At 72.3% G+C, this 14377-nt stretch carries 14 protein-coding genes; 7 read left to right on the top strand and 7 right to left on the bottom strand.

The features are described from left to right. Window positions 1-84 precede the first annotated feature (84 nt). From AB0M79_RS03765 to AB0M79_RS03750, 4 genes are all read left to right on the top strand, one after another. Window positions 85-402 (top strand): hypothetical protein, encoded by a 318-nt coding sequence (locus tag AB0M79_RS03765; protein ID WP_364207461.1) that lies wholly within the window; start codon window positions 85-87, stop codon window positions 400-402. Between the two features lie 137 nt (window positions 403-539). Continuing rightward, window positions 540-743: a hypothetical protein gene (locus tag AB0M79_RS03760; RefSeq protein WP_357539991.1), complete on the top strand. Its 204-nt coding sequence runs from the start codon at window positions 540-542 to the stop codon at window positions 741-743. A 191-nt stretch (window positions 744-934) separates the two neighbouring features. Beyond that, window positions 935-1255, top strand: a complete 321-nt coding sequence (locus tag AB0M79_RS03755) for a DUF5713 family protein (RefSeq protein ID WP_364207459.1) — start codon at window positions 935-937, stop codon at window positions 1253-1255. Between the two features lie 250 nt (window positions 1256-1505). Beyond that, entirely contained in the window at window positions 1506-2372 is an 867-nt protein-coding gene (locus AB0M79_RS03750; protein ID WP_364207457.1) for a CPBP family glutamic-type intramembrane protease, read from the top strand. 46 nt (window positions 2373-2418) lie between these two features. Here the strand turns inward: AB0M79_RS03750 and AB0M79_RS03745 are convergent, their stop codons facing one another. Together AB0M79_RS03745 and AB0M79_RS03740 are read right to left on the bottom strand one after the other, a co-directional pair. Next, complete coding sequence (locus AB0M79_RS03745) at window positions 2419-4023, bottom strand: MFS transporter (protein ID WP_364207456.1); 1605 nt, start codon at window positions 4021-4023, stop codon at window positions 2419-2421. A 110-nt stretch (window positions 4024-4133) separates the two neighbouring features. Next, a complete protein-coding gene (locus AB0M79_RS03740; RefSeq protein WP_357539983.1) occupies window positions 4134-4607 on the bottom strand; it encodes a helix-turn-helix domain-containing protein in 474 nt (157 codons plus the stop codon). A 55-nt stretch (window positions 4608-4662) separates the two neighbouring features. Here AB0M79_RS03740 and AB0M79_RS03735 point away from each other — a divergent pair, with 55 nt between their 5' ends. Then, entirely contained in the window at window positions 4663-5184 is a 522-nt protein-coding gene (locus AB0M79_RS03735) for a PaaI family thioesterase (protein WP_364207454.1), read from the top strand. Between the two features lie 164 nt (window positions 5185-5348). Here AB0M79_RS03735 and AB0M79_RS03730 read toward each other — a convergent pair whose 3' ends face one another. The 3 genes from AB0M79_RS03730 to AB0M79_RS03720 form a co-directional block, all read right to left on the bottom strand. Continuing rightward, the gene (locus AB0M79_RS03730) at window positions 5349-6299 is read right to left on the bottom strand and encodes an acyl-ACP desaturase (protein WP_364207452.1); all 951 of its coding nucleotides are present in this window, start codon (window positions 6297-6299) and stop codon (window positions 5349-5351) included. Between the two features lie 76 nt (window positions 6300-6375). Further along, entirely contained in the window at window positions 6376-7704 is a 1329-nt protein-coding gene (hisS, locus tag AB0M79_RS03725) for a histidine--tRNA ligase (protein WP_364207450.1), read from the bottom strand. A gap of 46 nt (window positions 7705-7750) precedes the next feature. Then, window positions 7751-8464 carry an MBL fold metallo-hydrolase gene (locus AB0M79_RS03720; RefSeq protein WP_357539975.1) on the bottom strand — a complete coding sequence of 238 codons (714 nt, stop codon included), beginning with the start codon at window positions 8462-8464 and terminating at the stop codon, window positions 7751-7753. Window positions 8465-8747: 283 nt separating this feature from the next. Here AB0M79_RS03720 and AB0M79_RS03715 point away from each other — a divergent pair, with 283 nt between their 5' ends. Beyond that, window positions 8748-9632 (top strand): peptidylprolyl isomerase, encoded by an 885-nt coding sequence (locus AB0M79_RS03715; RefSeq protein WP_364207448.1) that lies wholly within the window; start codon window positions 8748-8750, stop codon window positions 9630-9632. A 51-nt stretch (window positions 9633-9683) separates the two neighbouring features. Continuing rightward, a complete protein-coding gene (locus AB0M79_RS03710) occupies window positions 9684-10517 on the top strand; it encodes a peptidylprolyl isomerase (RefSeq protein ID WP_364207446.1) in 834 nt (277 codons plus the stop codon). A gap of 138 nt (window positions 10518-10655) precedes the next feature. On the opposite strand, the gene AB0M79_RS03705 is transcribed toward AB0M79_RS03710, so the two are convergent. After that, window positions 10656-13472, bottom strand: a complete 2817-nt coding sequence (locus AB0M79_RS03705; protein WP_364207444.1) for a RelA/SpoT family protein — start codon at window positions 13470-13472, stop codon at window positions 10656-10658. A 297-nt stretch (window positions 13473-13769) separates the two neighbouring features. Next, window positions 13770-14288: an adenine phosphoribosyltransferase gene (locus AB0M79_RS03700; protein WP_364207625.1), complete on the bottom strand. Its 519-nt coding sequence runs from the start codon at window positions 14286-14288 to the stop codon at window positions 13770-13772. Between the last annotated feature and the right edge of the window lie 89 nt (window positions 14289-14377).

Below are 14377 nucleotides of genomic sequence, written 5' to 3'. Positions count from 1 at the left end.
CGCACGCCACCACCCCGCCGTCGCCGTGCCGTCGCCCCCGACCGTCACGGCGGCAGGCCGGTCGCCCCACCGTACGGTGGGCTGGTGCGTGCGGTGCCCTGGTGGGCGATTGCCTCGTCGGCCGCGGTCGCGTTCGGCGCCCTCGGCCTGTGGCCGGCGCTCGGCTTCCGCCGGGATACGCCCCGGCCCCCGACGCTGCGCCCGGCGGTCGCGGTGACCGCCGCCGTGGTGCTGCTGGCCCTGGTCGGCTGGTTCGTCGCCAGTCTCGGCGGCAGCGGGTACGCCGGCCTCGCCGAGCGGGTGGCGGCCGGTGCCCAGACGCTGTGGCCGCTCGCCGTCGTGCTCGACAGCCGCCGTTCCCGACCCGTGGTACGGACCACGAAGTCGCGCGGTTCCGCTTAGCCGGGCGCCGTCCCGGGTACGCAACCGGTCAGGACACGTCGAACCAACTGCACGGCAGGTGTCATGAGCGAGCCCAGCGAGCGAATCAACCCGCTCAGTTCGAATCATGACACCGGCGAGCGAAGGGAGCAGGTGTCATGATCCGCAACGCGGTACGTCGTTGGGCGGTCGTCGCGGTCGCTGTTCCGGTGGCGGCGGCCGGGGTCCGGAAGGTGAGCCAGACGCTGGAGGCCCGGCGCGGCTCGTCGAAGGCGACCCGGCTGATGCACAACGCGGCCGACCAGGCTCAACGCCTGTTCGGGCGCAAGCCGAAGCGGAACCGTCTGCGATTCGGCCGCTGACCCGTTCCACCCGCGTGGGGGCGGCACCGTGAGGTGCCGCCCCCACGCGTACGCCGCGATCTTGCACTTGTCGCCGGACGAAAGCCGCGGATGGGGGAGACAACCGCAGGATCGCGGAGAGGGGTGGGGCATGATCGGCGCGTCCAGCCGTCGAAGGGATGTGGGGCACCGTGCCGATCACGAACGAACAGGTGACAGGGCATGACTTTCTGCACGGGATGTACGCGGACCCGTACTTTCCGGATCATGTCGTCGACAAGGGCAGGGCGATCCTGCTGCGGTTGTGCGGGCGGATCGAGGCGGAGCGGCCTTCCGACCTGGCCGCCCTGTACGCCCTGACGGAGGCGGCGACGGAGGAGTTCAACCTGCTGGAGGCCGACTTCGAGGCGGCGGGGAGCGAGATCGAGACCGTCGCGCGCGAGGAGATCGCGGGCGACTTCCGGTTCGTGGCGTCGGCCTACGGGTTCACCGACGCGGACACTGAGAAGCTGGTGGCCGCCCGGGACTGGTGAGCGGTGGCGGCCACAGCGAATTCGCTGTGGCTACGCCGAATTCGCTGTGGACCGCGACAGCAACACCCCGCCGGGGCGGCGCGACAGCAGTACCGGCCCCCAGGGCAGGCGGCGTCCGTCCCGGCTGTGATCGTCTGCGGCTGGCGCACTCGACATGCCGGGACCGGGCCGGGCGGTCCCTCCAAGGATGTAGCCGACGATCGTCGCACAGAGGGATTCTCCGGGCTCCCCTGGACAGCACGCTGGAAACATGCGTACCAAGGTGCTGACCGCCGCCGGTCTGCTGCTGCTCGCCGCCGTACCCGTGGTCTTGCTGCTGTCCGGCCGTACCGACCTGCGGACCTCGGCCGACGAGGAGGCCGGTCCGATCCCGCTGGCCGCCGTGGTCGTCCCCGTACTCGCCGCGCTGCTGCTGACCCGGCTCGTCCCGCCCAGGCTGCCCGGCCTGCCGCCGATCGACCCCGACCAGCGGGCGGTGTACCGCCGCCAGGCCGTCGGGCTGACCCTGATCGCGCTGGTGTTCCCGGTGGTCGCGGTGGTCGTCTTCGCGCTGCCCGACGGCGGACTGTTCTACGGCCCGGTCAAGGTCCTCCTGCTGATCGGCGTGAGCTGGCTGGTGCTGCGCCGGTGGCCGGCCCCGTCCCCGGCCGCCGCGCACCGGGCGCTGCTCCCCCGCCGCTGGTACCTGTTCGGCGCGGTGCCGGCCGTGCTGGCCTGGGGATACCTGCTCTACTACAGTCCACTCTCCGGCGACCGGGACATGTCCGGCTACGAGGCGTACGACCCGGCGGTGCTGGCCGGTGCCGCGGTGCTCACGTTCCTGACCGCGAGCGTGACGGAGGAGATCTTCTACCGGGTGTTCCTGCAGACCCGGCTGGAGGTGCTGCTCGGCCGGTGGCCGGCGATCGTGGCGACCGCGCTGCTGTTCGCCGCGATGCACGTGCACCGGTTCGGTGACGGCCCGTTCGGGGAGAATCTCGCGGTGATCCTGGCCTGGAACGGCGGCTTCGGGCTGCTGACCGGCTACCTGTGGGCCCGCTACCGCAACGTGTGGGTGCTGATCGTGGTCCATGGCGCGGTGAACAGCATGGGCCTGCTGCCGCTGCTGTTCGGCTGACCCGTCACGGCGGCCGTCCGGCCGACCTTTCAGCCGGGCCGACCCTTCAGCCGGGCCGGGCCGGCAGCAGGTGGGTGACCTCCGGCTCGCCGTCGGCCAGGGCCCGCGCCCGCTCCTCGGCCGCCTGGTCGGCGCCGGTCATCCGGCCGCCGTGCTGGCGCAGGTGCTCGTCCCACGACGACACCCGGTAGACCTCGACGAACCGGTCCGGCCGCTCCCCGGACCGGTAGAGGCCCCAGTGGGTCGCGCCGGTGCGCTGGCGGGAACGGCGGACGAACTGCATCGCCGCGACGAACTCGGCCTCCCGTTCGGGCCGTACGGGGTAGGTCACGGTGACCAGGACCGGGCCGAGCCGCCGGTCGGGGTCGGGGGTGAGGTGCGGCTCCGGCCAGTAGACGGCCGGCGCCCGGTCGAGGTGGCCGACCTCGCGCAGCGGCCACCAGCGGACCGTCGCGGCGCCGACGAGCATCAGCGCGCCGGCCGCCACGTGCGCGACGACGAGGTTGGTGGCCTGGGCCAGGGCGCCCCAGGCGAGTGCGCCGAGGGCCTGCCCGCCGGCGAAGACGATCTGCCACATCGACATGCCGCGGGCGCGTACCCAGCCGGGCAGGAACAGTTGCATCGACGCGTTGACGCTGGACAGCACGGTCAGCCAGGCCATTCCGGCCGGCACCAGGGCGATGGTGACAAGCAGCGGCCGGGGTACGGCGCCGACGACCAGCAGCGCCGCCCCGAAGACCAGGCCGGCGGCGAGCAGCAGTTGACTGGCGGACAGCCAGGCGCGCAGCCGGGGCAGCACGAACGCCCCGGCGACGGCCCCGACGCCGAGTGCGGCGAGCAGGAGCCCGTACCCGCTGGAACCGAGCCCGAGACGGACGCTGGCGATCAGTGGCAGCAGCGCCCACAGCGCGGTGCCGGGCACGATGAACAGGGTGGCGCGCAGCAGGATGCGGCGGACGACCGGCGAGTGCCGTACGTATCGGCCGCCGGCGCGTAGCGCGGCCAGGAAGCGTTCCGGGTGGTCGCCGCCGGCCTGGCGCGGTGCCCGCCAGCGCAGCAGCACCAGCGTGAAGACCAGGAACGAGGCCGCGTTGACCGCGAAGACGACCGCGACGCCGGCCTGGGCGACCAGTACGCCGGCGATCGCCGGGCCGACCGCGCGGGCCAGGTTGATGCTGATCGAGCCGAGCGCCGACGCGGACTGCAACTGCGGGCGGGGCACGAGTTCGGGGATGACGGCCTGCCAGGCGGGCAGGGTCAGCGCCTGGCCGACGCCGAGGGCGAAGGTCAGGCCGAGCAGGAGAGCGGGCGGCATCCGGCCGGCGGCGGTCAGGGCGGTGAGGGCGACGCCGACCACGAACAGGAACGCCTGTACGGCGATCAGCAGGCGCCGCCGGTCGAAGGTGTCGGCGAGCGCCCCGGCCGGCAGGGCGAGCAGCAGGACCGGCAGCATGCTCGCGGTCTGGACGAGGGCGACGAGCGTGGTGGCACCGGGTTCGTCGACGAGCAGCCACTGGGCACCGACGGTCTGCATCCAGGCGCCGATGTTGCTGCCGAGCACGGCGAGCCACAGGCTGCGGAAGGCGGTGACGCGCAGCGGCGCCCAGGCCGAGGGGGGCGCCGCCGGGCGGACCGGTTCGGTGGCACTCATCGGGCGCACCGTACCGCGCGGTGCCGCCACCGGCGGCCGGAAGTGATCGACGGAACTGCCCGTGAGCAGCCCGGAAGGGGGTACCGCGGTCAGGACCCGCGCGGTTTCGGTCAGGCGCGGCGGCGGGCGCCGGGGCCGGGCCGGGGCAGCACCTCGCGCGGGTCGGCGACCTCGTGCCCGGCGGCGCAGCGCAGGACGGCGCGCACCGGCGCGCCGCAGTCGCGGTGCGCGGTCTCCAGCGGCGGCCCCTCCGGGTCGGCGAGGTAGCGGTCACCCCATTCGAGTACGGCGACCAGCACCGGCCACAGGTCGAGCCCCTTGTCGGTGAGGCGGTATTCGTGGCGCAGCCGGGCGCCCGGCTCCCGGTAGGGTTCCCGGCGCAGCACGCCCTGCCCGACCAGGCCGGCGAGCCGGTTGGTGAGCACCTGGCGCGGGATGCCGGTGCGTTCGCGCATGTCGTCGAAGCGGCGTACGCCGTTGAAGACCTCGCGGAGCACCACGACGGTCCACCGCTCGCCGAGGATCGCCATGGCGCGGCCGATGGTGCAGTTGTCGATCTCCCAGTCGAGTGCGGCGGGTCTCACCCCGCCAGGCTAGGTCTCATTGACAGACTCAGCAAGCTGCTGCGAGGCTGCGTCCATGACGCAGACCCAGACCGGGCCGGCGGCGGCCCGCACCCGTACCTTCTCGTGGACCGACCCGGCGGCGACCGCCGCGACACTGGGCCGGCGCGCCGGCCTGGAGACCATCCAGGCGATGATCCGGGGCGAGGTGCCCGCTCCGCCGATCATGCACACCATCGGCGCCGACGGCATGACGGCCGACGAGGGGCGGGCCCGGGTGACCCTCACCCCGCAGGAGTTCCACTACAACCCGCTCGGCTCGGTGCACGGCGGCGTCATCTCCACCCTGCTCGACACCGCCGCCGGCTGCGCCGTCCACACCACCCTGCCCGCCGGGTACGGCTACACCTCGCTCGACCTCAACGTGAAGTTCGTCCGGCCGGCGACGGTCGCCTCCGGCCTGCTCACCTGCGAGGGCGTCGTGGTGCAGCGCGGCCGGCGGGTGGCGCTGGCCGAGGCCCGGCTCACCGACGCCGCCGGCCGCCTGGTCGCCCAGGCCACCTCGAGCTGCCTGGTCTTCGAACTCCCACCCGCCTGACCCGCCCCCGCGCCGCCCGGGGCGCGCCCGCCGGCGCCCCGACCCCGGCCCCGGCGCCGGCTGGCGCCGTCCGGTGCAAGATCCGCGTGATCAGGGAGTTCGCACCCCGACACACCGGCGACACGCTCGATTCAGCCCCTGATAACGCGGATCTTGGTGACTGGTCAGGCGGATCTCGCGGCGGTGCGGGCCTCCCGGGCGGCGCGCTTCTCCTCGAACCGGGTCGCCGCCACGTCCAGCTCGGACAGGTGCTCGGCCAGCTGCTCGCGGGCCAGCTCGCCGTCGGCGTCCAGGCCGGTCACGTTCCAGATGTCCCACTGCCGCAGCACCGGGTTGACCACGTCGTCGCGGTGCTGCCGCAGGTCGTAGATGCCGGCCAGGGCGATCTGCACCGACTTGCGGGCGAACCCGTCGATGCCGTTGCCCGGCATCTGGAAGTCGCCGACCACGTCGGCGACCGCCCGCATCGCCTGGCTGGGCGCGAACTCGAACGCCGCGGCCAGCAGGTTGCGGTAGAAGACCATGTGCAGGTTCTCGTCGGCCGCGATCCGGGCCAGCAGCTGCTCGCAGAGCGGGTCGCCGGTGGCCCGGCCGGTGTTGCGGTGCGAGATCCGGGTCGCCAGCTCCTGGAACGAGACGTACGCCAGCGAGTGCAGCACCTCGTCGTCGTGCTGGTTGGAGTAGCCGGCCGACATGTGCACCATCCGGGCCCGCTCCAGCGCCACCGGGTCGACCGCCCGGGTCACCGTCAGGTAGTCGCGGATCGCCGTACCGTGCCGCCCCTCCTCCGCCGTCCACCGGTGCACCCAGGTCCCCCACGCCCCGTCCTGGCCGAACAGCGTGGCGATCTGCCGGTGGTACGACGGCAGGTTGTCCTCGGTCAGCAGGTTGACGATCAGCGCGGTGCGGGCCGCCTCCGGGATGGTGGAGTCCGCGGGCGACCACGCCTCGCCGCCCAGCACGCCGTCGAAGGTGCGCCCGTCGCTCCACGGCACGTACTCGTGCGGGAACCACTCCTTGGCCAGCCCGAGGTGCCGGTCGAGGTTCGTGGCGACGACCGGCTCCAGTTCGATGAGCAGGGCTTCCTGGCTGAGCGGCGTACGGGTGGACGGCACGATGGGTTCTCCCTACCTACGGTGGCGTAACTTACGGTACCGTAGGTCGAGTTCGGCCGTCACGGCAACCGGCGGCTCAACTGATGAGCGGCCGCAGGTCGGCGGGGGGTGGCGACCAGTCGTCGGCGGTCGCGTCGACCTGCTCCCCGGACCGGATGTCCTTGACCGTGTCGCCGGCACCGTCCGCACCCGGGAACCACACGTACGGGATGCCGCGCCGCTCCGCGAACCGGATCTGCTTGCCGAACCTGGCCGCCGTCGGCGCCACCTCGGTCGGGATGCCGCGCCGCCGCAGCCCGGCCGCGATCCGGTCGCAGTCGCGCCGCCGCTCCTCGTCGGGCAGCGCCACCAGCACGCAGGTCGGCACGTCGCGCGACACGGTCAGCTCGCCGGCGCCGAAGAGCAGCCCGAGCAGCCGGGACACCCCGATCGAGATCCCGACCCCGGGGAAGCGGGTGTCGCCGGCGCTGGCGAGGTTGTCGTACCGGCCGCCGGAGCAGATCGACCCGAACCTCTCGTACCCGATCATCTGGGTCTCGTAGACCGTGCCGGTGTAGTAATCGAGGCCACGGGCGATCCGCAGGTCGGCCACGCACAGGCCGGGCGCGTGCGCGGCGGCGGTCTCCACCACCGCGACCAGCTCGGCCAGGCCCTCGTCCAGCAGCGGGTGGGTCACCCCGAGCGCGCGTACGGCGTCGGCGAACGACGCGTCCGGCGCGCAGATCTCGGCCAGCGACAGGCACGCCTTGGCCTGCGCCTCGCTCGCCCCGGCCGTCTCGGCCAGCAACGCCGCCACCTTCGCCGGACCGATCTTGTCGAGCTTGTCGACGGCGCGCAGCGCCGCCTCCGGGTCGGTCAGCCCGATCCCGCGGTAGAAGCCCTCGCAGACCTTGCGGTTGTTGACCTGGATCCGGACCGGCGGGATCGGCAGGCCGCCGAGCGCGTCGCCGATCACCAGCGGGATCTCGGCCTCGTAGTGGGCCGGCAGGGTGTCCCGGTCGACGATGTCGATGTCGGCCTGGAGGAACTCGCGGTAGCGGCCCTCCTGCGGCCGTTCGCCGCGCCACACCTTCTGGATCTGGTAGCGCCGGAACGGGAACTGCAGCTTGCCGGCGTTCTCAAGCACGAACCGGGCGAACGGCACGGTCAGGTCGAAGTGCAGGCCGAGCGCGTCGTCGTCGGTCGCGCCGGCCGGATCCTCCTGCAGCCGGCGCAGGACGTAGACCTCCTTGGACGTCTCGCCCTTGCGCAGCAACTGGTCCAGCGGTTCGACCGCCCGGGTCTCCAGCGGCGCGAAGCCGTACAACTCGAAGGTGTCGCGGATGCGGTCCACGACGTACTGCTCGATCATCCGCTGCGGCGGCAGCCATTCGGGAAAGCCGGAGATCGGCCTGGGCTTGCTCATGATTCTCCTCGGACGGCGCCGCGCCGGGCGCGGCGCCGGAAAGTTCTTAGAGACCCCGCGCCGGTCCGGCGGCCTGGCCGCCCGTCATGACCTGACGCAGGTACGGGTTGGTCGCGCGCTCGCGCCCCATCGTGGTGGCGGGGCCGTGGCCGGGCAGTACGACGGTGTCGTCGGCGAGCGGGAGCACCTTGTCGCGCAGGCTCCGCATCATCGTGGGGAGACTGCCGCCCGGCAGGTCGGTGCGACCGATCGAGCCGGCGAAGAGCACGTCACCGGTGAGGCAGAGCTGTTCGGCCTCGAAGGACGAGCCGGCGCCGGGCAACCGGAACATCACCGACCCGCCGGTATGGCCCGGCGCGTGGTCGACCGTGATCTCCAGGCCGGCCAGGGTCAGCGTGGCGCCGTCGGTCAGCTCGGCGACGTCCTCGGGCTCGGTGTAGGGCAGCCGGCCGCCGAAGAGCTGGGCCGGGTCGATCGACAGCGCCTTGCCCGGGTCGGCGAGCAGCTCACGGTCTGCCGGGTGCACGTAGGCGGTGATGCCGCGGGCACCGCAGACCGGGGTCACCGAGAAGGTGTGGTCGAGGTGGCCGTGGGTCAGCAGCACGGCGGCCGGGTGCAGCCGGTGCTCGGCGAGCAGCGCGTCGAGCTGGTCGACCACCCCGATCCCGGGGTCGACGACCACGCACTGCTCCCCCGGCGCGGTGGCCACCACGTAGCAGTTGGTGCCGAAGGCGTCCGCGGGAAAGCCGGCGACGAGCACGTGCGGCCCCTCCTCCTACAACGGTTGTCGACGGGTCGAGCCTAGCCGCAGCCGCCACCGGGTTCCGCGCCGAACCCGCCCCGGCGGCGGTCGTGGCGGGCGGCGAAGGTGAGGCCCGATAACATTCGGCTACCTCGCACACCAAATTCTTAGTGACTACCCGTACACTCTGGCGGGCGTGTGGCGTGGCGCACTTGACGCCCGACGATGCGGCGACGACGCCGCCACCGGGTCGAGGCGACGCCGTCGCCACCGGATCGAGGTAAGAGGAAGGGGAGCGCGGGTGGCTTCCAGCAAGGACCGGCAGCGCAAGTTGGCGCGTGCCAAGCTCGATCGGCAGATGGCCCGCAGGGCCGCCGGCCTGCGTCGGCGCCGCCGGATCCAGGCCGGTGTCGGTGCGGCGGCCGCGCTGCTGCTGATCGTTGTCGGTTCGTTCTGGGCGCTCGGCGGCTTCGACCGCGATCCCGAGGAGGAGCAGGCCGGCCCGCCGGAGGTCTGCACCTGGACCCCGCAGAACGCGGCGAACAACCCCAGCCTCAAGGAGGTCGGGACCCCGTCGACGACCGACGTGCCGACCACCGGCACCCGGCCGATGACGATCACCACCAACCAGGGCGCGCCGATCACGGTCGACCTCGACCTGACCAACGCGCCGTGCGCCGGTGCGAGCTTCGCCCACCTGTCCGGCCAGGGCTTCTTCGACAACACCACCTGCCACGAGATCACCGAGGAGGGCGCGCTGCTCTGCGGTGACCACAGCGGCACCGGAGCGGGCGGCCCGTCGTACACGTTCTTCAACGAGAACGTGCCCCCGGCGGTGTCGGCGAGCCCGGCCCCGGACGCTCCCCCGCTGTACCCCGCCGGCACGGTGGCGATGATGGGCACCCCGCCGGGCGCCAACGGCAGCCAGTTCCTGATCTTCTTCCGGGACTACACCACGGCCGAACCCATGTATCCCATCGTGGGCCGCGTCACCGCCGGCCAGGATGTCGTCGACACGATCGGCAAAATGGAGACCGTGGACAACGGTATGGGCGCCAAGGTCAAACCGGCGACCGACGTCCTGATCCAGAGCCTGACCGTCGGCGAGGTGACGACCGCCCCGCCGGCGCCCGACCTGACCGACGCGCCGCCCACGGCCTCGCCGAGCGCCACCGGCCAGTCCTGACCAGCCCCGCGCACGCCCCGCGCGCAGAAACAAGTTCCAGGAGGAGCGACCGTGACGTCGACCAAGGAGCGGCAACGGGCCGCCGCGCGCGCCCGGCTCGAGAAGGAGATGGCCCAGCGCGCCGCCGCCGCCCGCAAGCGTCGCCAGATCCAGGCCTCGGTCGGTGCCGGCGTGGCCCTTCTGGTGGTGATCACCGGAACGGTGCTGCTGGTCACCAACCTCGGCGGCGACGACCCGGAGACCACCACGGCCCCGCCGTCGGCCGACACCGCCGCCTGCGACTGGATCGAGGTGCCGGCGGAGATGCGCAGCCCGCAGACCAAGGACGTCGGCCTGCCGCCGACCGAGGTGCCGGCCAAGGGCGCCGAGACGCTGACGTTCGACACCAACCTCGGGCCGATCAGCGCCAAGCTCGACCTGACCAAGGTGCCGTGCACGGCGGCCAGCTTCAAGCACCTGGCGACCACCGGGTTCTACGACAACTCCAAGTGCCACCGGCTGGTGACCGAGGGGCTGAAGGTGCTCCAGTGCGGTGACCCGAGCGCGACCGGTGAGGGCTACCGGGAGACCGACGGCACCGGCGGCCCGACCTACCGGTTCGCCGAGGAGAACCTGCCGGTCGACAAGCGCCCCGCCTACCCGGAGGGCGTCATCGCGATGGCGAAGACCAGCGAGCCGAGCAGCACCGGCAGCCAGTTCTTCATCGTCTACGGCGACAGCGAACTGTCCCCGGACTACACCGTCCTGGGCACCGTCACGGCGGGCATGGACATCGTGAAGAAGGTCGGCGCCGATGGGCACGACAACGCGTTCGCCGAGTCGGCCGGTGGCGGCCACCCCAAGACCGAGGTCCTGATCAAGTCGCTGACGCTCACCGCCGGCTGACGACCCGTACCACCGACGAAAGATCGGCGCGATCCCCGCGGGGATCGCGCCGATCTTTCGTTTCCGCTCTTCTCGTTTCCGCCGGGTCGGCGCCCGCCGGATCGTTCCGGTCAGGTCGGCGCCGGCCGCCAGACGGCCTCAGGCGCCCGACGTGACCCGGTAGGCGTCGAAGACCCCGTCGACCTTGCGTACGGCCGCCAGCAGGTGTCCCAGGTGCTTCGGATCGGCCATCTCGAAGCTGAACCGGCTGACCGCCACCCGGTCGCGGGTCGTGGTGACCGTCGCGGACAGGATGTTGACCCGCTCCTCGGACAGCACTCGGGTGACGTCGGCGAGCAGCTTGTGCCGGTCGAGCGCCTCGACCTGGATCGCGACCAGGAACGTCGACGCCGAGGTCAGCTTCCAGCTCACCTCGACGATCCGCTCCTCCTGGACCTTCAGGTCCTCGGCGTTGGCGCAGTCGTCGCGGTGCACGCTGACCCCGCCGGACCGGGTCACGAACCCGAAGACCGCGTCCGGCGGTACGGGCGTGCAGCACCGGGCCAGCTTGATCCAGACGTCGCTGACCCCGCGTACGACCACCCCCGGGTCGTGGCCGGTGACCCGACTGCGCGGCGGGCGGGTGGCGATCGCGGTCTCGGCCAGGTCCTCGGCCGCGCCCTCCTCGCCGCCGTAGCCGGCCATCAACCGCTGGACGACCGACTGCGCCGACACCTGACTGTCGCCGACCGCCGCGTACAGCGACGCCACGTCGGGCAGGTGCAGGTCGCGGGCGATCGTCATCAGGTTGTCGGAGCTGAGCATCCGCTGCAACGGCATGCCCTGCTTGCGCATCGCCTTGACGATCGCGTCCTTGCCGGCCTCGATCGCCTCCTCGCGGCGCTCCTTGTTGAAGAACTGCCGGATCTTCGTACGCGCCCGCGGGCTCTTGACGAACCCGAGCCAGTCCTGGGTCGGGCCGGCGGTGTCGGACTTCGAGGTGAAGATCTCGATCACGTCGCCGTTGGACAGCGTCGACTCCAGCGGCACGAGCTTGCCGTTGACCCGCGCCCCGATGCACTTGTGCCCGACCTCGGTGTGCACCGCGTACGCGAAGTCGACCGGCGTCGACGCGGTCGGCAGCGGGATCACGTCGCCCTTCGGCGTGAAGACGTAGACCTCCTGGCTGGACAGGTCGAACCGCAGCGCGTCGAGGAACTCGCTCGGGTCACTCGCCTCCCGCTGCCAGTCCAGCAGCTGCCGCAGCCAGGTCATCTCGTCGATGTGCGCCGGCGGGCCGACGATCGTCGCGCCCTTCTTCTCCTTGTACTTCCAGTGCGCGGCGATGCCGAACTCGGCGGTGCGGTGCATCGCGTACGTCCGGATCTGCATCTCGACCGGCTTGCCGGTCGGGCCGATCACGGTGGTGTGCAGCGACTGGTACATGTTGAACTTCGGCATCGCGATGTAGTCCTTGAACCGGCCCGGCACGGGCTGCCAGTTCGCGTGGATCACACCGAGGGCCGCGTAGCAGTCGCGGACCGTGTCGACCAGGATGCGGACCCCGACCAGGTCGTAGATGTCGTTGAAGTCCCGACCCCGGACGATCATCTTCTGGTAGATCGAGTAGAGGTGCTTGGGCCGCCCGGTCGTCTCCGCCTTGATCTTGGCGGCCTTCAGGTCGACCTGTACCTTCTGCGTCACCTGGCGCAGCAGCGCCTCCCGCTGCGGCTGGTGCTCGCCGATCAGCCGGTTGATCTCCTCGAACCGCTTCGGGAACAGCGTGCCGAACGCCAGGTCCTCGAGCTCCCACTTGATCGTGTTCATACCCAGCCGGTGGGCCAGCGGGGCGAGGATCTCCAGCGTCTCCTTCGCCTTCTGCTCCTGCTTCGGCCGGGGCAGGAAGGTCAGCGTGCGCATGTTGTGCAGCCGGTCGGCGAGCTTGATGACCAGCACCCGGGGGTCCTTGGCCATCGCGACCACCATCTTGCGGATGGTCTCGGCCTTCGCCGCGTCGCCGAGCTTGACCTTGTCGAGCTTGGTCACCCCGTCGACCAGCAGCGCCACCTCGCCGCCGAAGTCGGCCCGCATCTGGTCGAGGCCGTAGTCGGTGTCCTCGATCGTGTCGTGCAGCAGCGCCGCGACGAGCGTGGTCGTGTCCATGCCCAGGTTGGCCAGGATCGTCGCCACCGCGAGCGGGTGCGTGATGTACGGGTCACCGGACTTGCGGTACTGCCCGGAGTGCCAGCGGGCGGCCATGTCGAAGGCGCGCTGGAGCAGCCGGGCGTCGGCCTTGGGATGCGACGCCCGGTGGGTGGCGATGAGCGGCTCCAGCACCTCGCTCACCTGGGGTGTCTGCCACGGCGCGTTGAACCGGGCCAGCCGGGCCCGGACCCGCCGGCCGGTGGGCGCGCCGACCAGGCCGAAGCTCGACGACTGCGACTCCGGGTCGTCGGTCGCCGGACCGGGCGACGTGCCCGGGGTCGGGAAGGCCACCACGACCCCGCCGGCCGGGTCGCCGGCCGACCGGTCCGCGCCGCCGTTGCGGCCCGCGCCGTTGGCGGCCGGGGTGTTGCCCGCCGGCCCGGTGCCGTTGGCCACCTGGCCGGTGCCGTTGGCCACCTGGCCGGTGCCGTTGGCCGCCCGGCCGGTGGGGTTCGCCGTCGAGGCCGGGGACGGAACGGCACCGGAACGCGTGCCGGCGGGCACGGCGGTGCCGGACAGCGCACCGGCGGCCGGGCCACGGCCCGCCGACACGTCGGCCGCCGGCCCGTGGCCGTTCGTCAGGGCCTCGCCGTCGGCCCGGCCCGTGGCCCGGTCGGACGCCGCGCCACGCGGCGCCCGCCCAGATGACAGTTCGAATTCGTCGGCCGGGGCGGCCACCTGGCCCACCTCGCCCGATCCGTTTGCGGCGGCGTTGTCCTCGCCAGTCGGGTGCACCGTGTCCTCCACCGAAGGGGCGACGTCGTGGGACACCGGCCTCCTCACACCTCGCCGGAAAATGAGCCAGCCGGGTATCCGGCCGACCAGCCCGAATCAGCCGACCGTAACCGGCCGGTGCCTTCCTCCGCTAGCCGGGTGGAACGGTTCCCGCCCGGTCCTGGCCAACTTCCCGCCCGGTCCTGACTGACCGCCCACCTGCTCCTGGCCAGACAGATCACTCCCCACCTGGTCAGAAGGCCCATCCTACCCGTCCGGGAGACCCGACGCCGTTCGCTCGGCCAGCGGGTCGGGCGCCCGGGGACACTTCCGCCGTACGGGCACCCGATGGGATCAGACCGTCAGCAGGGCATGGACCGCCCGGGGAGACAACCGCTCCCGGCCGCCGAGAAACGACAACTCCAACAGCACGGTGAACCCGGCGATCGTGCCACCGGCCCGCTCCACCAGATCGAGGGTCGCCCGCGCCGTACCGCCGGTCGCCAGCACGTCGTCGACGACCAGAACCCGCTGCCCGGCGGCGAACGCGTCCTGGTGCACCTCCAGCGTCGCCTCCCCGTACTCCAGGGCGTACGACTCGGCGTACGCGGCCCGGGGCAGCTTGCCCGCCTTGCGCACCGGTACGACACCGGTGCCCGCCGCGTACGCGATCGCCGCCGCCACCACGAAGCCGCGGGCCTCGATGCCGACCACGACGTCGAAGGAGTCCCGGCCGTGGTAGGCGACGATGCCGTCGACGACCTCGCGGAAGGCGGCACCGTCGGCGAAAAGCGGCATCAGGTCCTTGAAGAGGACGTCCGGCTTGGGAAAATCGGGTACGTCCAGGACCCGGCTCGCCACCAGGCGCGCCATCTCCGGGCCACTGTCGCCCCGCAGCTCGGTGCCGGCCCGCGCCACCGCGTCAGCGGCCGCGCCGCCGAGCCTGACAGTTCCCTCACTCC

It is taken from the genome of Polymorphospora sp. NPDC051019, from assembly GCF_040683055.1.
In the GTDB taxonomy this organism is placed as follows: domain Bacteria; phylum Actinomycetota; class Actinomycetes; order Mycobacteriales; family Micromonosporaceae; genus Polymorphospora; species Polymorphospora lycopeni.
This window is presented reverse-complemented; position numbering and strand designations above follow the sequence as displayed.

Coding starts and splice junctions, on each gene's coding strand:
- AB0M79_RS03760 (WP_357539991.1), top strand. CDS start 540: ATGATCCGCAACGCGGTACGTCGTTGGGCGGTCGTCGCGGTCGCTGTT.
- AB0M79_RS03750 (WP_364207457.1), top strand. CDS start 1,506: ATGCGTACCAAGGTGCTGACCGCCGCCGGTCTGCTGCTGCTCGCCGCC.
- AB0M79_RS03745 (WP_364207456.1), bottom strand. CDS start 4,023: ATGAGTGCCACCGAACCGGTCCGCCCGGCGGCGCCCCCCTCGGCCTGG.
- AB0M79_RS03735 (WP_364207454.1), top strand. CDS start 4,663: ATGACGCAGACCCAGACCGGGCCGGCGGCGGCCCGCACCCGTACCTTC.
- hisS (WP_364207450.1), bottom strand. CDS start 7,704: ATGAGCAAGCCCAGGCCGATCTCCGGCTTTCCCGAATGGCTGCCGCCG.
- AB0M79_RS03700 (WP_364207625.1), bottom strand. CDS start 14,288: ATGGCGCGCCTGGTGGCGAGCCGGGTCCTGGACGTACCCGATTTTCCC.